Annotated in this window: 24 protein-coding genes, 1 tRNA gene and 1 riboswitch; of the genes, 1 reads left to right on the forward strand and 24 read right to left on the reverse strand. The window is 37.3% G+C overall.

Translation table 11 applies throughout. The features are described from left to right. Positions 1 to 9: 9 nt before the first annotated feature. The 11 genes from nuoE to BUB87_RS14505 all read right to left on the reverse strand — a co-directional run bounded on the left by nuoE (position 10) and on the right by BUB87_RS14505 (position 8,603). Entirely contained in the window at positions 10 to 504 is a 495-nt protein-coding gene (nuoE, locus tag BUB87_RS04265) for an NADH-quinone oxidoreductase subunit NuoE (RefSeq protein ID WP_073342047.1), read from the reverse strand. A gap of 217 nt (positions 505 to 721) precedes the next feature. Then, on the reverse strand, positions 722 to 1,405 hold the full coding sequence (locus BUB87_RS04270) for a PHP domain-containing protein (RefSeq protein ID WP_073342049.1): 684 nt from the start codon (positions 1,403 to 1,405) through the stop codon (positions 722 to 724). Then, positions 1,406 to 1,738, reverse strand: coding sequence for a DRTGG domain-containing protein (locus tag BUB87_RS04275; RefSeq protein WP_073342050.1), 333 nt, complete (start codon positions 1,736 to 1,738; stop codon positions 1,406 to 1,408). Beyond that, complete coding sequence (locus tag BUB87_RS04280; protein ID WP_073342052.1) at positions 1,735 to 3,051, reverse strand: [Fe-Fe] hydrogenase large subunit C-terminal domain-containing protein; 1,317 nt, start codon at positions 3,049 to 3,051, stop codon at positions 1,735 to 1,737. Before BUB87_RS04280 ends, BUB87_RS04275 begins: the two co-directional genes overlap by 4 nt. Before the next feature lie 10 nt (positions 3,052 to 3,061). Further along, the gene (locus BUB87_RS04285; protein ID WP_073342053.1) at positions 3,062 to 3,478 is read right to left on the reverse strand and encodes an ATP-binding protein; all 417 of its coding nucleotides are present in this window, start codon (positions 3,476 to 3,478) and stop codon (positions 3,062 to 3,064) included. A gap of 15 nt (positions 3,479 to 3,493) precedes the next feature. Then, the gene (locus BUB87_RS04290; RefSeq protein WP_327021783.1) at positions 3,494 to 3,769 is read right to left on the reverse strand and encodes a hypothetical protein; all 276 of its coding nucleotides are present in this window, start codon (positions 3,767 to 3,769) and stop codon (positions 3,494 to 3,496) included. Positions 3,770 to 3,839: 70 nt separating this feature from the next. Beyond that, positions 3,840 to 4,514, reverse strand: coding sequence for a hypothetical protein (locus tag BUB87_RS04295; RefSeq protein ID WP_143156605.1), 675 nt, complete (start codon positions 4,512 to 4,514; stop codon positions 3,840 to 3,842). Between the two features lie 157 nt (positions 4,515 to 4,671). Then, entirely contained in the window at positions 4,672 to 6,510 is a 1,839-nt protein-coding gene (typA, locus tag BUB87_RS04300; RefSeq protein WP_073342058.1) for a translational GTPase TypA, read from the reverse strand. Between the two features lie 147 nt (positions 6,511 to 6,657). After that, positions 6,658 to 7,569, reverse strand: a complete 912-nt coding sequence (locus tag BUB87_RS04305) for a C40 family peptidase (protein ID WP_073342059.1) — start codon at positions 7,567 to 7,569, stop codon at positions 6,658 to 6,660. A gap of 2 nt (positions 7,570 to 7,571) precedes the next feature. After that, a riboswitch (cyclic di-AMP (ydaO/yuaA leader) is annotated at positions 7,572 to 7,705 on the reverse strand. Continuing rightward, positions 7,703 to 8,299 (reverse strand): lactate utilization protein, encoded by a 597-nt coding sequence (locus tag BUB87_RS04310; RefSeq protein ID WP_084110875.1) that lies wholly within the window; start codon positions 8,297 to 8,299, stop codon positions 7,703 to 7,705. (Overlaps the previous riboswitch by 3 nt.) A 130-nt stretch (positions 8,300 to 8,429) precedes the next feature. After that, positions 8,430 to 8,603 (reverse strand): hypothetical protein, encoded by a 174-nt coding sequence (locus tag BUB87_RS14505; RefSeq protein ID WP_200792760.1) that lies wholly within the window; start codon positions 8,601 to 8,603, stop codon positions 8,430 to 8,432. A 314-nt stretch (positions 8,604 to 8,917) separates the two neighbouring features. Here BUB87_RS14505 and BUB87_RS04315 point away from each other — a divergent pair, with 314 nt between their 5' ends. Then, positions 8,918 to 9,604 carry a 4'-phosphopantetheinyl transferase family protein gene (locus tag BUB87_RS04315; protein WP_073342061.1) on the forward strand — a complete coding sequence of 229 codons (687 nt, stop codon included), beginning with the start codon at positions 8,918 to 8,920 and terminating at the stop codon, positions 9,602 to 9,604. 1 nt (position 9,605) lies between these two features. Here BUB87_RS04315 and BUB87_RS04320 read toward each other — a convergent pair. The 13 genes from BUB87_RS04320 to rbfA form a co-directional block, all read right to left on the reverse strand. After that, positions 9,606 to 9,677 (reverse strand) — tRNA-Pro (locus BUB87_RS04320). 80 nt (positions 9,678 to 9,757) lie between these two features. Continuing rightward, positions 9,758 to 10,000 (reverse strand): YlzJ-like family protein, encoded by a 243-nt coding sequence (locus BUB87_RS04325; RefSeq protein ID WP_073342062.1) that lies wholly within the window; start codon positions 9,998 to 10,000, stop codon positions 9,758 to 9,760. A 1-nt stretch (position 10,001) separates the two neighbouring features. Beyond that, entirely contained in the window at positions 10,002 to 10,637 is a 636-nt protein-coding gene (locus BUB87_RS04330; protein WP_084110889.1) for a ClpP family protease, read from the reverse strand. Positions 10,638 to 10,774: 137 nt separating this feature from the next. After that, positions 10,775 to 11,989, reverse strand: a complete 1,215-nt coding sequence (gene dapG / locus BUB87_RS04335; RefSeq protein WP_073342064.1) for an aspartate kinase — start codon at positions 11,987 to 11,989, stop codon at positions 10,775 to 10,777. A gap of 25 nt (positions 11,990 to 12,014) precedes the next feature. Then, positions 12,015 to 12,272, reverse strand: a complete 258-nt coding sequence (locus tag BUB87_RS04340) for a YlmC/YmxH family sporulation protein (protein ID WP_073342065.1) — start codon at positions 12,270 to 12,272, stop codon at positions 12,015 to 12,017. Between the two features lie 9 nt (positions 12,273 to 12,281). Beyond that, positions 12,282 to 12,908, reverse strand: a complete 627-nt coding sequence (locus BUB87_RS04345) for a polysaccharide deacetylase family protein (protein ID WP_407641820.1) — start codon at positions 12,906 to 12,908, stop codon at positions 12,282 to 12,284. 283 nt (positions 12,909 to 13,191) lie between these two features. After that, the gene (locus tag BUB87_RS04350) at positions 13,192 to 15,414 is read right to left on the reverse strand and encodes a glycoside hydrolase family 3 N-terminal domain-containing protein (RefSeq protein WP_143156606.1); all 2,223 of its coding nucleotides are present in this window, start codon (positions 15,412 to 15,414) and stop codon (positions 13,192 to 13,194) included. Positions 15,415 to 15,576: 162 nt separating this feature from the next. Beyond that, positions 15,577 to 17,679, reverse strand: a complete 2,103-nt coding sequence (locus tag BUB87_RS04355) for a polyribonucleotide nucleotidyltransferase (protein ID WP_073342070.1) — start codon at positions 17,677 to 17,679, stop codon at positions 15,577 to 15,579. 69 nt (positions 17,680 to 17,748) lie between these two features. Then, a complete protein-coding gene (rpsO, locus tag BUB87_RS04360; RefSeq protein WP_073342071.1) occupies positions 17,749 to 18,018 on the reverse strand; it encodes a 30S ribosomal protein S15 in 270 nt (89 codons plus the stop codon). A gap of 102 nt (positions 18,019 to 18,120) precedes the next feature. Then, a complete protein-coding gene (locus tag BUB87_RS04365; protein ID WP_073342073.1) occupies positions 18,121 to 19,068 on the reverse strand; it encodes a bifunctional riboflavin kinase/FAD synthetase in 948 nt (315 codons plus the stop codon). 3 nt (positions 19,069 to 19,071) lie between these two features. Further along, positions 19,072 to 19,935, reverse strand: a complete 864-nt coding sequence (gene truB, locus BUB87_RS04370; protein WP_084110878.1) for a tRNA pseudouridine(55) synthase TruB — start codon at positions 19,933 to 19,935, stop codon at positions 19,072 to 19,074. Between the two features lie 6 nt (positions 19,936 to 19,941). After that, positions 19,942 to 20,910 carry a DHH family phosphoesterase gene (locus tag BUB87_RS04375; protein ID WP_084110880.1) on the reverse strand — a complete coding sequence of 323 codons (969 nt, stop codon included), beginning with the start codon at positions 20,908 to 20,910 and terminating at the stop codon, positions 19,942 to 19,944. Further along, on the reverse strand, positions 20,894 to 21,262 hold the full coding sequence (rbfA, locus tag BUB87_RS04380) for a 30S ribosome-binding factor RbfA (RefSeq protein WP_073342077.1): 369 nt from the start codon (positions 21,260 to 21,262) through the stop codon (positions 20,894 to 20,896). Before rbfA ends, BUB87_RS04375 begins: the two co-directional genes overlap by 17 nt. Positions 21,263 to 21,269: the final 7 nt, after the last annotated feature.

Below are 21,269 nucleotides of genomic sequence, written 5' to 3' on the forward strand. Positions count from 1 at the left end.
ACAACTCTCTCATTCTTCTTTTTGATACTTTTCTATAATCTTTATCACTTCATCAGGCGTTAACCTGCCATATACTTCTTCATTTATCATCATAACCGGAGCAAGAGCACAAGCACCGAGACACCTGGTAGCATCCAGTGAAAATTTTCCGTCATCAGTCGTCTCACCAGCCTCAATACCCAGTTTCTCTCGGATCTTGTCCATAATCAATGCTGCACCCTTTACGTAACATGCTGTACCTAAGCACACACCTATTTTGTATTTACCGGCGGGCTTCAACGTAAATCTAGAGTAAAATGTAGCAACACCATATACCTCAGATATAGGCACATCAAGGCCTTCTGCAATCATTTCCTGTACCTCATAAGGTAGATACCCAAATAGTTCCTGGGCTTCATTCATTACAGGTATCAAAGCACCTCTTTTATCTTTATAATACTCTATTATACCTTTTAATTTCTCCACTTTCTTTGGATCAAGGTCTTTTGAAAGCAGTTTTGGCATCGTATCCCCTCCTTTTAATTCTCTTATATTTTAACATACTTTCGTAAATTTTTTAACTATCAATTTAAAGATTTTTATAGATTTTTTATAACGAGTCACTTCAAAAACGCATAATTGGTCATAATTAATATAGAACTTTGCTTGTCTGAACACAGCGAAAAGAATTAATATTGTTAATTAATTATATAAGCACGTATATAAATAAGTGAAAAAACTATCAGTATAAATCTATAGCAGGAATACATATCTTAGTACATTCATATCTCTCTAAAATATCTCCTAATTGATGGGCATCTGATGACTTTATAACATGATATCTCTTTAAATCCGGATAAATATTAAAAAAAGTCCCTATGTCACAACTACGAGATACCTCTATATATGTAAAACCTAAATCATCAGGTATAAATCCCAGTTGATACAATATCCCGTATCCCTGGCGGTCTACATGAGCAGGTATTGATATACCGCCACATTCGCGCGCATAGGTACATATATCCTCTATGGAAAGATCCACTGCATTTAGCAACAGTTTATTTTCACTACCAATTACATTATCATTGCAATCCATTATAAGTTGGTTACCAAAAATGTCCTCTTTGTTATTGATTCGCGGTAAATGCCTATATATTATTTCACTAAAGGATTCAGCACCATCAGAATTTTTAAACAAACATAATATATGCACATCTTCTTTGCTCTGTACTTCTATACCTGGAATTACCTTTATCCTACCTCTAGCTGCCTCTATAACAGCGCGCGTATTCAATGACGAGTTGTGATCGGTTATAGCTATGGCATTTAACCCTTTTAACAGAGCCATATTCACGATATTATTAGGTGTCATATCATCAGAAGCACAGGGAGACAGAGCCGTATGAATATGCAAATCCGCATACATTTATTTATCACCCAGTCGATATATGTCAATTGCAACCTCATATGCTGTTTTATTTGTAGACAAAATGGGAATTTTTTCCTCGTCTGCTTTTTTTATTGTATCTTCATTAACAGCGATACCTTCGGGAATAATAATACAAGATACTTCTGTCAAAAGAGCCACCGCCACTACATTCGAATGTACCTGTACAGTTATCCACGCATTACCCTTTTGAGCGTGCGCCATAACCCAACTCAAGAGATCACATATATAAACACCGCATATAGACCTCTCTATATCAGCAGCTGGAGTTAAATTTTTATAACCTAATTTTAATAGCTCCGATACCTTCATTTCATATCCTCCTCTCTCCCTTTTATAACAGGTGGCAATTTAACTGAAAGATCCAGCACCTTTTTGGCCAGTTCTGAAACTCTTTCCCTTAGCTTAAATATGCAGTCAACCTCATCGGCGTGACCCATCACGATATCTTCCGCCAAGGCTCTACAGTTAGGTGCACCGCATGCTCCACAATCCAATCCTGGTAACTCTCTATATATCCTCTCTATATTCTCCATCTTGCGCAACGCCTCAGAAAAATCGCTGTCGAGCTTCATAACATCTTTTTTTTCTATTTCTTTATCCAATGTAATTTCATCAAAATTTATTAACTCTAATAATTCCTGAGAAATCTGTGTAGGTTTATTAGCCCTTGAAAGCTTTTTTATACGATTTTTTGCTATAAAACAATTCTCCACTGCAAGCGGTCCACCCACACATCCTCCTGTACAAGCTAGTCCTTCAAAAAAATCTATGTCGTCCATTCTTCCCAGTTCAATCTCCTCCAAAGCTTTTATACAGTTTTGTATACCATCTACAAATATACAATTTTCCGCCCCTGTTCCATATGCTTCACCACCAGATATAGCCCATCCTACACCGATATCGCCTGAAAGCCTCTGATAAGAACCGCTAACATGGTCAATAACATCAAGAATTTTAGAATAAATGTCTTGCATGCTAAAAACCCCGTCCACATAACTTTTGGAAATACCCAGTGGATTTTTTACACTCGTAACCTTCGCTGCGCAAGGCGATATAAAAAAAACACCAATATCTTTTTGATTGAGACCAGTTTTTTTAGATGCTAGTTTCTTAGCAATTCTCGCAGCTACTTCCATAGGAGATTCCAGCTTCAAAATGTTATCTAGAAGCGAAGGAAACCTTATCTGTATAAGCCTGACTACAGCGGGACAAGCCGAGGATATCACAGGTTTTTTTATTCTCCCGCTCTTTAACATTTCTGCTGTATAATGTGATACAATCTCAGCTGCCGCAGCCACTTCAAAAACATCATCAAATCCTATTGCTCTCAGTGCATCTAATATCTTGTTTATGCTGTGATTTTTAAACTGCGAATAAAATGTGGGAGCTGGCAACGCAACTTTATACTCAAAATTACTGAGCATATCTAAACTATCAGTTACTGCTATTTTCGCATGATAAGGGCATATTCTTATGCATTCACCGCAGTCAATACACCTTTCCTGTAAAATAAACGCTTTACCATCCCTCACTCTTATAGCCTCAGTAGGGCAGTGCTTGATGCAATTAGTACATCCTCTACACCTGCTCTTATCCAATGTAACAGAATGGGTATACGGCATGTTCATCACCTCATTTGAAATAAATTATAGCCTTTAAATAGGTCCCGTTTCTACTGGTAGATATATCTAGCTTGTCTGAACACTTTTTTATATTGGGTAAACCCATGCCTGCCCCAAAACCCATCTCCCTTATCTCATCCGGTGCGGTTGAAAAACCTTCCTTCATAGCCAGATCCAGATCCTTTATACCCGGACCATTATCCTCTGCTGATATCGCTATATACTCCGGGTATATCTCTAAAGCTAGCGTACCACCTACAGAATGAATAACAACATTCATTTCGGCCTCATAAGCTACAATAGAAGCCCTTTTCACAATTCCCTCGTCTAAACCCAATTGCTTTAATATATTCTTTATCTCACTGGAAGCTTCTCCAGCGCGCGAAAAATCCCTCGCTATAATTTTATATTCTTTTCTATAAGCCATCTTCGGTACCAGCACCTACCTTAAACCATTCAGGTAGAGTAAGCCACAGGCATCATACATATTCAAATCCGTCTTCATCAAAACAATATTCTTTTGCGCAGCAAGGCGTAAAACATCATCACCCGGGCATTTTCCCCTTACAAAAACAATACAAACCACATCCAATATTTCAGCAGTCCTTATTACCTGTACGTTCACCAGGCCTGTGAGCAATAAAGCTCCTTCACATGATGTAGAAAGCAAATCGCTCATGAGGTCCGCGCCGAACGCCTTTTTAACCTCTTGGTTCAATAAATTGTCCCCCGACAAAACCACTGCATTTAATATCTCTTTTACTTTTTGAAGCGTCAATTCTCAACCCTCACTTTGATATATTCTCAAGCAAACCTTTATACAAGTCAACACTTTGTATATAAGCATCCTCAACGATCTTATATGCATTACCGTCTTTCAACTTTAATGAAATGGTAGATCCATCTATCGCCGATATATTCACATTTGATATTATTACTATCGAATTCCTTATTTTATTAAATGACGCATCTTCAGTATGATGTGAAGATATACTATCTCTCATGGATTTAAATCGCTCTCGCATACCGCTTAACTCATACGCAAACGCATCATCATCGATCTTATTTACAGCATATTGATACAATAAATCCGATTGTGCGCGAAGCAAACTTTGAAAATCTTCAATATATTTTTGAATTGTTTTTATCTCAGAGTAATTATTACCATTATAGCTTAACGAAAATTTATCATATTTCAACGCATAAATTTTACCATTGATGCCTTTTTGATTTATCTTTTTTAAGACATCTCTTGCGCTGGACTCTTTTAAAAAAATTCCAGCGCAATATTTCCCATCGTGTTCTTTCTGGTATATATTGTTAAATCTAGCCGTTGCCAATTCATCCCCATTGAATTCTATACTATAAAATGTTATTGCGGGTATGTCATAGGTATATTGAAATGATGCTCTAGAAATATCCTGTCTGGAATTTAACAGTGGTACGACAACATACATTGCCAAAAAATAACCTGTTAGAAGCACAAAAAAAGGTATGGTCCAAAGCAAAAAATAGTTTAGTACTTTTGATCGTGCTCGCTTGTTTTGTATTGCGGCTCTTTTTAATCTCATTTATAATCACCAATAATATATTTCTTCACGAACACTTAAATTCCTTTTTTCACAAACTATTTTTTATCTGTTTACCAGCCTCTTTATATCTCATTTGGCTGTCCAGTATCTTTTTTCTTATTCTTATGCTTTTTGGCGTTACCTCTACCAATTCATCGGACTTAATGAAATCCAAAGCATCTTCTAGTGACATGATCTTCGGAGGTACAAGTCTCAATGTTTCATCAGCAGTAGAAGAACGAAGGTTTGTCAAGTGCTTTTTTTTGCACACATTAATGTCAACGTCCTGTTCCCTTGAACACTCACCAACCACCATACCTTCGTAAACCTGAGTCCCTGGTGTGATAAATAGCGTACCCCTTTCCTGAGCATTGTAAAGGCCATAAGTAGTAGCTTCTCCTGTTTCAAAGGCCACAATCGAACCTGTATTTCGCTCAGGTATTTCCCCTTTATATGGCTCATAGCCGATGAATATGTGATTCATTATTCCATTGCCTTTGGTATCTGTCATAAACTGCGGCCTATAACCTATAAGTCCTCTTGAAGGTATCTTAAACTCCAATTTGATTCTACCATCCGGCATCGTAAACATATTCATCATTTCTGCTTTTCTCGGCCCTAACTTTTCCATGACTACTCCCATAAATTCTTCAGGAATTTCCACAGTAAGCTGTTCCATTGGCTCACACAATACACCGTTTATTCTCTTCATAATGACAGTGGGCTTCGATACCTGAAATTCATAGCCTTCACGCCTCATAGTTTCAATAAGTATAGAAAGATGCAACTCACCCCTACCAGAAACCTTGAAACTATCGGGCGTGTCTGTTTCCTCAACCCTCATACTTACATTTGTTTTCATTTCTCTAAACAGCCTATCTCTAAGATGCCTCGACGTGACGTACTCGCCTTCTCTACCAGCAAAAGGACTATTATTGGTACTAAATGTCATAGTAACCGTAGGTTCATCTATGTCTACAAAGGGAACAGCTTCAGGGTGATCTATGTCACACAGCGTTTCACCTATATTTACATCTTCCAAGCCCGATATAGCTACAATATCCCCTACACAAGCTTTTTCCACCGCTATCCTCTTCAAGCCACTATACATATATAACTCAGCAATTTTTGCATTAACTGTACCACCATCTCTTTTACACACGACGATATTTTGACCGGTTTTTATCGTTCCTCTCTCAACACGTCCTATACATATTCTACCAATATAGTTATCGTGTTCCAGTGTAGTTACAAGCACTTGCAGCGGCGCATCAATCTCGCCTCTGGGAGCTGGAATATATTTAAGTATCGCATCAAAAAGAGGTCTTAAATCTGATGAATCGTCATCAATAGAATTTTTTGCGATCCCTTCTCTGGCAGACGCATATATAACTGGAAAATCAATCTGGTCATCATCTGCCCCCAGCTCAATAAAAAGCTCGAGAATCTCATCAACAACTTCATTCACCCTCGCATCAGGTCTATCTATCTTATTTATGACAACGATAGGTTTAAGATTTAAGGCAAGAGCCTTTTTCAATACAAATCTGGTCTGTGGCATAGGCCCTTCAAAAGCGTCAACAAGTAACAGCACACCGTCCACCATTTTTAACACGCGCTCAACCTCACCACCAAAATCAGCATGACCTGGTGTATCTACTATATTTATAGTCACACCGTTATAGGTAACAGCCGTATTCTTTGCAAGTATTGTTATGCCTCTCTCTCTTTCCAGCTCATTGGAATCCAATATCCTTTCTTCCACCTGTTGGTTGGCTCTAAATATGCCACTTTGCTTCAACATACCATCTACGAGGGTGGTTTTCCCATGGTCAACATGTGCTATTATAGCGATATTTCTTATGTCATCTCTTGTGATTTCCTGCATCAAATTTAACCCCTTTCTGAAATAAAAAAAGGATACTAACGTACCCATTTTAATACACATCTAAATTTAAATTATATCATATTTTAGCGTAAACTGCAAAATTGATACTTACCTAACGCTATCACCGCGTTAGGTTTTTCAAGGTGATTAATCTTTTAGATAACGCCTGGCAGTGACATATGTCTCATTATAATAACCTGAAAGTTCACTTATGATGACACCCTTTCGGGCCGATGAGCTATGTATAAAATGATTATCACCTATGTAAATACCCGCATGATTTATACCTCTGCTCCCGTTTGTAGCAAAAAAGACTAAATCACCTGGAATTAAATCGTTTCTCGATACATATATACCATGGCTCCCTTGCTCATCAGCTGTCCTCGGCAGCGAAATGCCAAAATGTCTATAAACATATGAGGTAAATCCCGAACAATCAAAACCAGATGGCGACGAACCACCATATACATAGCGTGTACCCAAAAAATTCTTAGCATATTCTACAATTTTCTGGCCATTGACTCCATTTACCCTTTCCACCGAACCTCTTGATGCAGTTTCAATGCTTATTGATACATAAGTACCATAAACCCACCCAGCTCTTCCGTCACTTAGTACAACATTAAACCAACCATCCCTTTGCCCTTTGACTATAACAGGTTGTCCTTTTTCTAGCGTAGCAATCACTTTTGATTTTATGCTGCTATCGCTTCTCATATTGACATTACTAGCCTTTATAAAAGCTTTTCTTTCGATAACACCTCTAGACACACTTTCCACTGGATTTTGTATTTTTGCGTATTTTCCATATATCCAGCCTTCTTTCCCATTTGTTAATCTTATACGGTACCATCCATTTGAATAACCCAAATAAATTACTCGATCATTCTTATTTAGAGATGCAATAATTTTACTGTTAAGTCCCGCTCCACTTCGAACGTTTACATTATTTCCTGTGATAATCGCATAATTATCTGCATACACATACTTTAAAGGCGCAAAAATAGTTAAACCAAATACTAAAACTCCATAAAAAAATCTCTGATATCTTTTATTCATTCTTTTCTCCTTCCTTTAGCCTCCGGGGTTAGCTGACGGGTTCGGGAAAGGAAGCTGCCCTACCATAATTTTGTTATGGATTCACCCCTTCATATAGGTTCCCCCGTACCTTTTACGGATTCGGCTATTATTTTCAAAATCCTAAAACTTCACCTATTATTACCACATGCATTCTATCAATTGGCTGTTTGCCAATGATCACAGTGCAATTACTTATATTTTCAGGCGTCGTATTAAACCTTCTGGCATTCATTACTGCAGCCACTTCTTTACAACGCTTTATTCCCGCGTCTATATCACTTACAACTTTATTGATGCCTGTCACCACAATAACCTTTTTGGGACCATATATCATAGCTGCTACCCTGTTACCATTACCATCTATATTGATAAGATGCCCATCTAAAGTTACAGCGTTAGTACCCGTGACGAACACATCTGCCAAAAGCGCATTCCGTTTAGCATCTTCAATTTCCTCCGGCGAAGCCCCTTCTTTATATCTATCGTAAAGGACATATTTACTCGATCTGAATTCTTTAATTAAGTCCAGTTCATTTAAGGTCATCGAACCGCCTAAACCTATGCTGCTCCCCTCTGGTATTAGATCCAGAACTAGTCTGCGAGCAGATGCTATATCTTTTACATAATAACCTTTTATGTTATTCTTCTCCAAAGCTCTTATAACTTTATTTGCCATGTCTTCATAATACCAAAGCCTATATTCGTTCAATTATATCCCCCCTCTTCATCTTAACTTTTACATTTAACTATTCGACATATAAACAAAAAATCCTTCATTATTATTAAAAATTCATTTCAAATTTATTAATAAAGTATAAAAAAATAGTGAGCATATAAGCTCACAACCAATTTACACACACCTTGTATTTTTTACTTACGCTGCCGTCCACGTCGTACTCGTATACAAGGGCACCCCATTTTTCCACCTTAAACTCACATGTACAATCTCTGCAAAAGTACATCTTTTTACCTATCTTACCTATGTTTGTACTTTTGCAGTGTGGACACCTCATAAACTTCACCTCGCTATTTAAAGCGCTACTTTCTTTTCTTTTATACTATTTTATCCATTTTTTCTATATTTATAATAATATATCTATATGAATAAACTATAATATCATTTTCCTATTTTATCATTAAGCTCTATTATATCATTAAAAAAAATATCTTCAAGATATTTTTTTCCATTTTTACATCCTTTCTGTGAAAAATCATAATGAAGTACAAAATTATATGAGTATTGTTGTTTATGTTGTATAATTATTATACGACAGCTTTATACTTATGCAACAGAATCATGGTAATAAGAGGTGAATAAATAGTAATCATGGAAATTTACGCTGTGACGATACCTGATAAAATTGAGCAACAGCAGTTTGATGAGTTACTTAAATATATCTCCGTTGAAAAGCAAAAACGAGTCAAACAGCATAAAAGACCGCAAAATGCTTTGCAGATAATTACTGCGGACATATTGATAAGGTCCATAGTGCACAAAAAATTTAAAATAAAAAATAGCAATATAGATTTTAAGACCAATGAATATGGAAAACCGTATTTACCTGGCTTCAGTGAATTTCATTTTAATATATCTCATTCCAGAAAATGGGTGGTATGCGCAGTTGACAATATGCCCATAGGTATTGACGTAGAGTTCATAAGGCCCATTAATTTTGACATAGCCAGAAAATTTTTCTCGCACACAGAATATAACGACCTTTTTTCTAAAAGCGACTCCGAAAGATTAGAATATTTTTATGAGCTCTGGACATTAAAAGAGAGTTATATAAAAGCCGCAGGCAAAGGTATGGCTATACCGTTGAACTCTTTTTCCATACAAATCATCAATGGCAAAATCACGATAGAAAGCCAAACCCAATTTACTGATTATTATTTTAGGAAATATGATATCGATGTGAATTATAAACTAGCGGTATGCGCTAAAAATAACCTGTTTCCTGATAATATAATACATAAAAGTTTTGATCAATTATTTGAAGAAATCAATAAATAAATCGGGGTGAGAGGATTTGAACCTCCGACCCCCTGGTCCCGAACCAGGTGCGCTCCCCCTGCGCTACACCCCGCATGGCATTATCTTATTAACGTATACAATCTTCAACACAAACAAAGTATACACCAAAAAATTAAAGTTGTCAATTGCCATTTAGAATAATTCACCGGAAAGTCCTTTTAATAATTGTATTTTTATTTTTTTTCCTGGCATAAAATCGGGATTCAGATAATCGTAAGGATTTGTAGAAAAAATACTTACAATCTCTACTTCATCATTTGAATTCTTTTTTAACGTAAAAATTTTATCTTCATACTTAAGCTCAAATTTGTCATCATTAGTAATTTTGTCAATTCCCTGGTATAAAACTTCAAACGGCACAATCGTATAATACATTTTACGCCCTTCTTTCGCGTTTTGTATTAATAAGTTGTTTCAATTTCATTATGGCCTGATTCACACCTCCTACTTCATCTATAAGGCCAACATCTACAGCTTCTTTCCCTATTAATATAGTACCAACATCTGTAGCCAATTCACCCGTCCTCATCATTAGGTCAAGAAATTTCTCCCTCGTTATTTTAGAATTTCTCGCCACAAACTCTACAATTCGATCCTGCATTTTATTAAAGTATTCAAACGTCTGTGGGACTCCAATAATAAGCCCATTCATCCTGATGGGATGTACTGTCATAGTAGCGCTTGGTGCAATAAATGAATAATTTGAAGATACGGCCAGTGGAACTCCTATGCTATGTCCTCCTCCTAATACTACAGATACAGTGGGTTTTGACATGCTCGCTATCATCTCCGCTATGGCAAGACCTGCTTCTACATCACCGCCTACTGTATTTAATATTATTAAAAGACCATTTATTTTTGGATCTTGTTCAATAGCTATAAGCTGCGGTATTATATGTTCGTATTTTGTAGTCTTATTTTGAGGAGGAAGCACCAGATGCCCTTCTATTTGACCTATTATGGTGAGACAGTGAATATCTCCCAAAGCATTAGGTATCTCTGTTGTTCCCATGTTTTGTATATTTTGCAGTTGTGGATTGGGAGCTTCTGTTGAAGCAGGAGGTTCTACAACATCTCTTTCACGTCTTTCCAATATTCTCACCTCAAATTTATTTTGCACAAAAAAAGCGATAAAATACGTATTTTATTTTATCGCTCTGAAAGATTAAATTCATTATGAAGGGCTATTACAGCTTTCTTTATATCATCACCATTTATCAGGCAGGATATAGTGGAATGAGAGTCTGCTGTCTGTAAAATTTTTATATTTTCCTTCGTTAAAGCTTTTACAACTCTAGCCATAACGCCCGGCACACCTCTCATTCTCTGTCCAATTACAGATACAATTCCACAATTATGATATACATCGTATTTTAAAGAACGTTTATTTAATAACTGCTCGACCTGCTGGCTCTTATTTTCATCTACTGTAAATATCAATTTTTCTGGAAACACATTTATTAAATCGATACTTATATGATTTCTGGATAATTGATCAAAAATCTCATTTTCCAGTTTGGTATTTTCTGTTCCAAGCTCAATTCTAAATTGTACCCTATCTGTTATATGCGCTATAGCCGTTATCAACCTATCGCTATCAGCCGAAGCATAGAGTTCATTGTAATTTCCTATTATCGTACCAGGGTGATCACTCATGGTATTTTTTATAATCAGCGGAATATTAGCCCTCATAGCTACTTCAACAGCCCTTGGATGTATAACCTTTGCGCCCTGCTCGGCCATCTGGAAAACTTCACTATAATTTATCTTATCAATTATTCTGGCGTCCTGGACAATCCTAGGATCAGCGGTCATAATTCCATCTACATCGGTATATATCTCAATCGCTTCTGCTCCCAGAGCTTCTCCCAGGATACTGGCAGTAAAATCGCTACCGCCTCTGCTCAGTGTAGTTATATCGCCCTTTTCCGTTACGCCCTGAAAACCAGCCACTACCGGCACATAATCTTCTTCTAAATACTCAAGGATTCTATAGGGCTCTACCCTCAATACCTCTGCATTGCCAAAGTTCTCATTTGTTATAATGCCCGCCTGAGCACCTGTAAGTGCTACAGCCTTGACCCCTTTATTGAGAAGACTGCTCGCCATAACTACAGATGATATTATTTCTCCACATGACATCAACAGATCTAATTCTCTTAATGAGACATATGGGCCCTGAGCTTTAACAAGATTTATAAGGGTATCTGTAGCATACGTATCTCCTTTTCTGCCCATGGCCGATACCACCACTACGCACTTATAACCCTTTTCTCTGGCTTTAAAAATTTTTTGCATGACCATCTCTCTTCGCTCAGGAGTTGCTACAGACGTACCACCAAATTTTTGCACCAAAATCTTCATCAAAATCCTCCTACACCTTTATTTACTAACTATTATATCTACTATTCTTATTAAATTCAACTACAATAATGTCTGAACCGATCTTTTTAATGTTTTCCCATGGAATTTTAAGGACAGATCTTTCAGAAGACCTGAAAGAAAGTCTCCTACCGCTATTAATCAAGAATGCTTCTATTTTCCCCGTGTTCTCATCGATCAACAAATCAGCATCTTCCAGCAGCCCAAGCTTAGTCCCATCGCTTAAATTTATAATCTCTTTCCCTCCAAATCGGCTAAGTCTCACCATATCACCTCACAAAACATCAGAAACCCTGCCTATTTTAAACCCATTGCGTTTTAATTCGTTTACAATGGTAGGTAAGGCCTCCACAGTATCCTTGGTAGGGTGCATCAGAATTATTGCACCGTTATGGTATTTCTTGAGCACACGGTTAACAACAGCAGGAGTACCATCACCCCTCCAATCTATAGTATCAACGCTCCACATGATAACCTTATGTCCCAGTTCCTCTGCAACCTTAACGGTTGTATCGTTAAAATCACCATAAGGTGGAGCAAATAGTAAAGGTACTTGTCCTGTTATCGATTTAAGCAATTCATCGTTTTTTAAGATGTCTTTTTTTATCTGTTCTGTGGACAGCGTGCTGTACTTTACATGAGTATAACCGTGACTACCAATTTCGTGGCCTTTTTGATAAATCTCTTTTACAATGTTCTTGTTTTTTTCTGCCCAATTTCCTTCAAAAAAAAATGTTATTTTTATTTTTTGGCTGTCGAAGTAGTCCAGCATCTGTGTTAAATACTCATCACCCCATGCGACGTTACAGGCAAACGCCACTGTTTTGGTCTTATCACTTCCTTTATAAATCGGATCCTGGTTCATCGTATTAACCGCTTTACTATTAAAAAGCAAAACCATGAGAACAATTATAAGAACTACAATTGCGACTGCAATAAAAACATAAGTTTTTTTAGGTTTTATATAATAGATTTTCATGTAATCCCCTCCTTTCACCTTACACTCTATTGTATTTTTGTTTGTAAAATTTTATAACCAGTATAGAAATAATAAAAAAATAACTTGATGCCTAACTAATATAAAAACATAGGACTGGATAAACTTAACTCATAAGCTCATCCAGCCCTATTTGCTATAAACATTCTATTTTAAAAAATAAACATTACTTCCATAAAATATCTCTTTAATACACGGTGACATCACTGAAAAATCTCTTTCTTTCTATATACTTCTTTGAACCACCTAACTGAAAACTACCTTTTAACCTAATATCATCTGAGGAGCTACCAATCATCACTTCAAACGTTCCTGGTTCTACGACAAGTTTATAATCTTTATCTGTAAACGCCAACTGTTCTTCATACAGCTTAATTGAAACCCTCTTTGTCTCCCCGGGTTTAAGGTGTATCCTCTTAAATCCTTTTAATTCTTTCAATGGCCTTACGACGCTTGCAATAACATCCCTTATGTATAGCTGAACAACCTCATCGCCTTCTATATTGCCTGTATTCTTTACATCAAAGCTTACAATTATACCTTCATCATCGGGTGATATGCTTAAATTGTCATAATTAAAAGTGGTATAACTTAACCCGTGACCAAACGGATATACAGGTTTTAACTTGTGGTAGACATAATCATGGCAAGATGATTGCTTTATATTATACGTAAAAATCGACTGTCCAGAATTTTGCGGTATGGTGACTGGCAATTTTCCACCCGGGTTATAATCTCCAAATAACACATCGGCAATGGCATTTCCACATTCTTCTCCCGGAAACCAGGCCTCAAGTATAGCATCTATATTTTTTGCCGCCCACTCTATCGCCAGCGGCCTTCCGTTTATGAGCACAAGCACCACTGGTTTGCCGGTATTATACACAGCTTTCAGCAAGTCCAATTGCACACCTGGCAAATCAAGTTCATCTCTATCCTTGCTTTCACCTGTCATACAATCAGGTGCAAATCCTGACTTTTCGCCCAATACTACGACAGCTACTTCAGCCTTTTTCGCCGCTTCTACCGCTTCCGTGAAGCCATCTTTTGATGGATCAGATAAATCGCAACCCTTAGCATATAATATTTCAGCACTTGTTCCTATCTTGGCTCTTATGCCATCAAGAACGGTAACCGTCTTGACAGAAGGTTCGCTACAATTAAGATGCGCCGTATATGCGTAGTCCCCATATACATTCCTAAATGTGTCCGCATTTGGACCTATTACTGCAATTGATTTAATATCCTTACTTAGAGGAAGTATACCATTCTCATTTTTCAACAGTATTATAGACTCTCTCGCTATATCTCTTGCCAAATACCTCTGGTCTTCCGTATCGAATACGCCATTGACTTTACTTGTGTCCACATAAACACATTCAAATATACCAAGTTTTTCCTTTTCTTCAAGAACTCTTCTGACGGATGTATCTAATACCTCCATAGGTATAAGACCACTTTTAACTGCATTAATTAAAGGTTCACCATAACAATCTATACCGGGAAGTTCTATGTCCAGCCCTGCTTCCAATGCCTGCTTAGCTGCTTCTGATTTATCTTTTGCAGTATAATGATATGATCTTAGCATATCTATTGCATTGTAATCAGAAACCACAATTCCATTAAATCCCCATTGTTCTCTTAAAATATTAGTCAAAAGTTCTTTTGATGCCGCACACGGTATGCCATCTATGTCGTGATATGCATTCATGACAGATTGTGCGTTGGCCAACTTTACAGCAGCTTCAAAAGGATACAAAAATACATCCTTCATCTCTCTCTCGCCTACATGAACTGGTGCGGTATTTCTCCCACCTTCAGAAAAACTGTGTCCTGCAAAATGCTTTAATGTTGCTGCTATACCCTCTTTCAAATTATCGCCTTGCAACCCTTTAACATAAGCAACACCCATACTTGCAACAAGATACTGATCCTCTCCAAACGTCTCCTCTACCCTACCCCATCTTGGATCCCTTGCTACATCCAGTACCGGTGCCAGCCCCTGATGTGCGCCAACCGCTTTCATCTGTTGCCTTATAACACTTGTCATCTTCTGTATTAAATCAGGATTCCAAGTACTTGCAAGGCCTATTGCCTGTGGAAAAGACGTAGCTCCCATCGCAAGATAACCGCTTAGACACTCTTCATGTATCAATGCCGGGATACCTAACCTTGTATTTTCTCGCAAAAACTTCTGTATCTTATTGCCTATTTGAGCTGCCTTTTCAGGAGTAAGCCCTGATCCTCCAGCAAGACGAGTGATTTGACCGATACCATTTTTTAATCTCAATTTTGCTTTTTCTTCTGAGAAGTCCTTATTCTCATCTAGTAACCATTCAATGGGTACTGCGCACAATTGTGCCACCTTTTCTTCAATGGTCATTTTAGAAAGCAGTTCATCAATGTTCATAAAAATTCCCCCCTGCACTTTTTCCTCTACACTTCTATATATTTTTATCATTCAGCATTCTTTGGCTATATTGTATCACTTACTCGAAAATCCCTCAAGATAGAAACGCTTTCTTCCAAGTGACAATATTAAAAAAACATAAACCTGTTGGTTTATGTTTTTTTACTTTTTTTCTTCAGTTGTATGGTCTTCAAGAGCATCTTTTCGCGAAAGATTTATTCTACCCTGTTTATCGATATCTGTCACCTTTACCAATATCTTATCCCCTACGCTCACCACATCTTCTACGGATTTTACTCTATTCTTAGCTAACTTTGTTATATGCACAAGGCCTTCCTTGCCTGGAGCTATTTCTACAAACGCACCAAAAGGCATAATCCTGGTAACTTTTCCGAGGTACGTTGTACCTACCTGTACATCCTTTGCGATACTCTCTATCATTCTTATCGCCATTTTACATGACTCAATATCCGATGCTGAAACATATATCCTTCCATCTTCTTCAATATCTATCTTAGTATGTGTTTCATCAATGATTTTGTTTATTGTTTTACCACCGGCTCCTATAATATCCCTTATTTTATCTACATCCACAACTGTGGTCAAAATCTTAGGAGCATATGGCGATATGTTTTCTCTAGGCTTACTTATTACCTGGAGCATCTTTTCAAGGATGAACAAACGACCTTTTCTAGCCTGCTCTAAAGCCTTTTGAAGGATATCTCTGCCTATGCCATGGATTTTTATATCCATCTGAATAGCTGTTATACCCTTTTCAGTTCCTGCTACCTTAAAGTCCATATCTCCTAAAAAGTCCTCAATTCCCTGTATATCTGTTAATATTGCTACTCTATCTCCTTCTTTAATAAGTCCCATAGCAACTCCGGCTACTGGCGCCTTTATAGGAACACCTGCATCCATAAGCGCCAAAGTACTTCCACACACACTGGCCTGAGATGTAGACCCATTAGAACTTAAAACCTCAGATACAAGCCTGATAGTATAAGGGAATTCATCTTCTGATGGTATAACGGGTTCCAATGCTCTTTCAGCCAAAGCTCCATGGCCTATCTCTCTCCTGCCTGGCCCTCTCAAAGGTCTTGTCTCACCCACGCTATACGGTGGGAAGTTGTAATGGTGCATATACCTTTTAAACTCTTCATCACCCAAACCATCTAATATCTGAATATCCCCCATGGCTCCCAACGTGGCTACAGTCAGAACCTGAGTCTGTCCTCTGGTAAATAAAGCTGAACCATGAGTCCTAGGTAATAGTCCAACTTCGCAGGATATAGGCCTTATTTCATCCAATGCCCTTCCATCTACTCTATATCCGTCTTCTATCACCATTTTTCTCATCTGCTCTTTGGTGATATTATAGAGAACCTCGTCAATATCCTTTTGTTTTTCAGGATATTTTTCCAGGAAAAGTTGCATAACCTCTTCGTTTACCTTATCTAAATTCTCAGTGCGCTTTTGCTTATCATCACTTAATAATGCTTCTCTTATCTTCTCTGTAGCATATTCCCTTACTTCTTTTTCTACTTGCTCATCTGGGGTAAACACTGTATACTCCATTTTAGGTTTTCCAACTTCTGCTATTATCTTTTCCTGGAATTCTACGATCTTTTTGATCTCTTCATGGGCAAACATTATAGCATCCAACATTACATCTTCTGGTATCTCATTGCCACCAGCTTCAACCATCATAATAGCATCTTTAGTCCCTGATACCGTAAGATGTAAGGTACTCTTCTCCCTCTCACTGAGTACAGGATTCAAAACAAACTTGCCATCAACAAGACCCACTACGACAGAACCTGTGGGACCATCAAAAGGTATATCAGATATAGACAGAGCAATTGATGAACCAATCATAGCTGCTATTTCTGGTTGATTATCAGGATCTACCGATAATACAGTTACTATGACCTGAACGTCATTTCTAAAACCGTGGGGAAAAAGCGGCCTTATAGGTCGATCTATCAACCTGGCTGTTAATATGGCTTTGTCCGATGGCTTTCCTTCTCTTTTAATAAATCCTCCAGGAATTTTTCCAATAGAATATAACCTTTCTTCATACTCTACACTTAGTGGGAAAAAGTCCACATCCTGCCTTGGTTCCTTTGAAGCGCAGGCTGTAACTAATACCACAGTATCACCATATCTGACAATGGCTGAACCATTAGCCAATTGTGCTACTTTGCCCAATGATACACTGAGCTTTCTGCCTGCCAGTTCCATCTCATAGATCTTTTCTTCCATATTTTTTACCTCCTTTCATATATTATAACCTCGCAAATTTTAAATTAAAAGAGCGAGTGCTTCTCGCCCTTATTTCCTTAAATTTAGTTCTTCCAATAACTGCTTGTACCTTTCATAGTCCTTTTTCATCAGATAATTAAGCAGAGCTCTCCTTTTACCTACCATCTTTAAAAGGCCTCTTCTTGAATGATGATCTTTTTTATGAACGGTCAAATGCTCATTTAAATCATTTATCCTTTTAGTTAAAAGAGCAATCTGTACCTCTGGTGAACCTGTATCTCCATCGTGTTTTTTATACTTCTCTATAATCTCCTGCTTTTCTTCTTTGCTCAGTGCCATATTTTTCACCTCCTTATATCTTTCACCTGTTACCTGGAAAACCGCCGGTGACTCAGTTTTCTAAGTAACGGTATATCTTCATCATCTTTCAACTATTTTATTTTACCATAAAGCATGACAATTGTAAAATAATTTATTGTAATTTAAGGCGTACTCCACATCTCTAATTAACTGCTGTCTCAACTCTCTTATATCACCAAATCTTTTCTCATCCCTCATATGCTTAACAAAAGCTGTCCTCACGGTTTCTCCGTATAATTCTCCATCAAAGCCTATCAAATGGCTCTCAATTGACACCTTATTATCGTTTTTAACTGTTGGCTTTATCCCGATATTAGTAATGCTCAAATACCATTTACCAAAAACAAGCGTATATGTTACATAGACCCCATTTTTAGGTAAACATAGGTTGCCTTCATAGCTCAAATTTATAGTAGGAAAACCAATAGTTCGTCCCAGCTGCTTCCCATGTACAACAGTTCCATTTATCCCATAATATCTCCCAAGATAATCTAATATCACATCAACCTTGCCTTCTGCTATAAGCTTTCTTATATAAGTGCTACTTATAGTATTGCCATACAACTTGCTGTGAGGAATCACTTTTAATATAATATCATGTATGTTGCAAATTTCAGCAAGCCTGGCTGTATTGCCCAAACCATTATAACCCAACTTAAAATCTTCTCCTACAACCAGCACCTTGCATCCAAGCTTTTTTAATAAAATGTTCTCTATAAAATCGACGTAACTCATCCGAGAAAAATCCTCTGTAAAATCTAAGGCCATAATATAGTCAGGATTAAAACTCTTTAAAACATCAATTTTTTCATCATAGTTCATCAAAAAACAATAGTCTTTATCAGGATCGAGAATCCTCGAAGTATGATGTTTGAAGGTAAATATAACCTTATGAAGGTTTTTCTTAAATGCGATATCATTCATATACTCTATCAACTTTTGATGTCCCACGTGTACTCCATCAAAGTTGCCTATCGTAACAGCTGTATTACTTAATTCTATATCTGTTATATCATTGATAATTTCCATATTTTATCCCCTCGATGCAAATACATTTAGCACTTTTACAAAACCACTTGACTCAAGACCTACTGCCAAAAAAGTCCCTTTATCTGAATATATGCAGACTTTTCCTACGTCTTTACAAGACCCAACATTAATTTTACCACCATTTAAAACCCTTTTTATATCCTCACCTGAAACTACAACCTTTTTAAAAGATCTAAATGGGTAATCAATAGGCAATAAATTTTCTGCTCTTATGCAATCAACCGCAATAGATTCATCTGATTCAAATACCCCCGCTTTTACCCTTTCCAATGAAACCATGTGTCCACAGGTATTTAACGATGATGCTATATCCTGGCAAAGCGTTCTTATATACGTACCTTTTGAACATCTGACTTTTATTTTTATCAAATGAGGTTTTTGATAGTCTAATAGGATTATATCATATATGGTAACTCTTATTGGTTCTCTATCTACAATAAGACCCGATCTGGCCATCTCATACAACTTTCTGCCTTTTACCTTTTTAGCCGAGTACATTGGTGGTATCTGTGTGATTTCGCCTTTAAAGCGCTTTAATGTATCTTCAATTACATTTAAGCTGAAATCAGGTACCGGCTTCATATCTATGATGTTACCATATCTGTCCTGCGTATCAGTAGCTATTCCCAATACCAAAGTAGCCACATACTCTTTATCATCTTGCTCTATATGTCTTATAGCTTTTGTAGCTGCATTTACAGCTATAGGCAAAACACCTGTTGCTCCAGGATCCAATGTGCCTAGATGCCCGGCCTTTACCTTAAACTGCCTCTTTATAATATCAACTACCTCAAAAGAAGTCATACCTAACGGCTTGTACACGTTGAAAAATCCATCCACTAACATCCCCACCTAATGGACATCTTTAACAGCTCTGGCGCATGCCTGCACCACCTTTTCTACAGCTTCACTCATTGGCATTTCTAGAAAACAACCTGACGCTAAAACATGTCCCCCTCCGCCAAAAATGGCAGCTATTTTGCTTACATCTACTTTTTTTGATCTAAAACTTACTTTTATCCTGTCATCCTCTTCCTTAAATAAAAGCCCAATCTCTACACCATCTATTGATTTTGGATAATATACCAATCCTTCTGTATCGCCAGGTCTTGCGCCGCATTCGTCCAGCATAGCTTTTGTAACGGTGATGTAGGCAATAGTCCCATCTTCTACTACATTTAAAGTACTTATTGCTTTACCAATCAGCAATACCTGATTCAATGTTTTCTTTTCGAAAATTTCTTCGGCAATTTTTCTAAGATCTGCTCCATTGTTTAATAAGTCACCCGCTATTTCATGGGTTATGCTCGTTGTATTACTGTACATAAACCTTCCTGTATCTGTAGCCAAGCTACAATAAAGGCACGTAGAAATATCGCTATCAAATTCCACACCCAAAAGTTTCAGTAATTGATATACTAATTCAGCCGAAGCACCCGCATTGGAATCAACCACGTTATAATCCGCATACATGGTATTGCTTATGTGATGATCTATGTTTATCTTCACTGGCAATCTCATATACAATTCCTTAACATTGCCCATTCTTTCTTCGTCACTACAATCAATAGCTACAGCGACATCATAATAGCCATCCATTTCATGAGGGTACCTGAGAATCTTACCACTTTGAGGCAAAAAAGCAAACCCCTCAGGTACCTCATCATCTATCACTACATGCCCTTCTATGCCTAATTGGTTTAAACCGTGCAAAAGAGCTAATGTTGAACCTATCCCATCTCCATCCGGTGAAACATGGGTGACAATCAAAACCTTTTTAGCACTTTTTAATAATTTTACGATTTCACTCATTACCATCATTATTCTCTACCCCGTTTTTTAGATCATCAATCAATTTCGCAATGTGTATACCTGTTTCTATAGATCTATCCAGCTCTATGTCTATTTCAGGTGTGTAAAAAGTCTTTATCCTGCTTCCAACTTCTTTTCGCAAATACCCAGACGCCCTTTTTAGCGCCTCTATGGTGCTGTTTTTTTCATCATCGGTACCATACACACTCACATAGACCTTTGCATGTCTTAAATCCCGAGACACCTCTACGTGAGTTACACTCGTAAGTGGAGCAATTCTAGGATCCTTCAATTCATTTTTAATAAGATCACTTATAACCTTTTTTATTTCTTCCGAAATCCTATTTACTCTATAATTCATCGCAATT

It is taken from the genome of Caldanaerobius fijiensis DSM 17918 (assembly GCF_900129075.1).
Lineage (GTDB): Bacteria > Bacillota > Thermoanaerobacteria > Thermoanaerobacterales > Caldanaerobiaceae > Caldanaerobius > Caldanaerobius fijiensis.

Bases quoted from the DNA above. Each gene is read 5' to 3' on its own strand.
- BUB87_RS04350 (WP_143156606.1), bottom strand. From the start codon at position 15,414: ATGAACATTGATGAACTGCTTTCTAAAATGACCATTGAAGAAAAGGTG.
- BUB87_RS04330 (WP_084110889.1), bottom strand. From the start codon at position 10,637: ATGGGAACAACAGAGATACCTAATGCTTTGGGAGATATTCACTGTCTC.
- BUB87_RS04325 (WP_073342062.1), bottom strand. From the start codon at position 10,000: ATGTATTATACGATTGTGCCGTTTGAAGTTTTATACCAGGGAATTGAC.
- BUB87_RS04315 (WP_073342061.1), top strand. From the start codon at position 8,918: ATGGAAATTTACGCTGTGACGATACCTGATAAAATTGAGCAACAGCAG.
- BUB87_RS04355 (WP_073342070.1), bottom strand. From the start codon at position 17,679: ATGGAAGAAAAGATCTATGAGATGGAACTGGCAGGCAGAAAGCTCAGT.
- truB (WP_084110878.1), bottom strand. From the start codon at position 19,935: ATGTTAGTGGATGGATTTTTCAACGTGTACAAGCCGTTAGGTATGACT.
- BUB87_RS04345 (WP_407641820.1), bottom strand. From the start codon at position 12,908: ATGGTTTTGCTTTTTAATAGTAAAGCGGTTAATACGATGAACCAGGAT.
- BUB87_RS04270 (WP_073342049.1), bottom strand. From the start codon at position 1,405: ATGTATGCGGATTTGCATATTCATACGGCTCTGTCTCCCTGTGCTTCT.
- BUB87_RS04365 (WP_073342073.1), bottom strand. From the start codon at position 19,068: ATGGAAATTATCAATGATATAACAGATATAGAATTAAGTAATACAGCT.
- BUB87_RS04275 (WP_073342050.1), bottom strand. From the start codon at position 1,738: ATGAAGGTATCGGAGCTATTAAAATTAGGTTATAAAAATTTAACTCCA.
- typA (WP_073342058.1), bottom strand. From the start codon at position 6,510: ATGCAGGAAATCACAAGAGATGACATAAGAAATATCGCTATAATAGCA.
- dapG (WP_073342064.1), bottom strand. From the start codon at position 11,989: ATGAAGATTTTGGTGCAAAAATTTGGTGGTACGTCTGTAGCAACTCCT.
- BUB87_RS14505 (WP_200792760.1), bottom strand. From the start codon at position 8,603: ATGAGGTGTCCACACTGCAAAAGTACAAACATAGGTAAGATAGGTAAA.
- BUB87_RS04375 (WP_084110880.1), bottom strand. From the start codon at position 20,910: ATGATGGTAATGAGTGAAATCGTAAAATTATTAAAAAGTGCTAAAAAG.
- rbfA (WP_073342077.1), bottom strand. From the start codon at position 21,262: ATGAATTATAGAGTAAATAGGATTTCGGAAGAAATAAAAAAGGTTATA.
- nuoE (WP_073342047.1), bottom strand. From the start codon at position 504: ATGCCAAAACTGCTTTCAAAAGACCTTGATCCAAAGAAAGTGGAGAAA.
- BUB87_RS04280 (WP_073342052.1), bottom strand. From the start codon at position 3,051: ATGCCGTATACCCATTCTGTTACATTGGATAAGAGCAGGTGTAGAGGA.
- rpsO (WP_073342071.1), bottom strand. From the start codon at position 18,018: ATGGCACTGAGCAAAGAAGAAAAGCAGGAGATTATAGAGAAGTATAAA.
- BUB87_RS04285 (WP_073342053.1), bottom strand. From the start codon at position 3,478: ATGGCTTATAGAAAAGAATATAAAATTATAGCGAGGGATTTTTCGCGC.
- BUB87_RS04305 (WP_073342059.1), bottom strand. From the start codon at position 7,569: ATGAATAAAAGATATCAGAGATTTTTTTATGGAGTTTTAGTATTTGGT.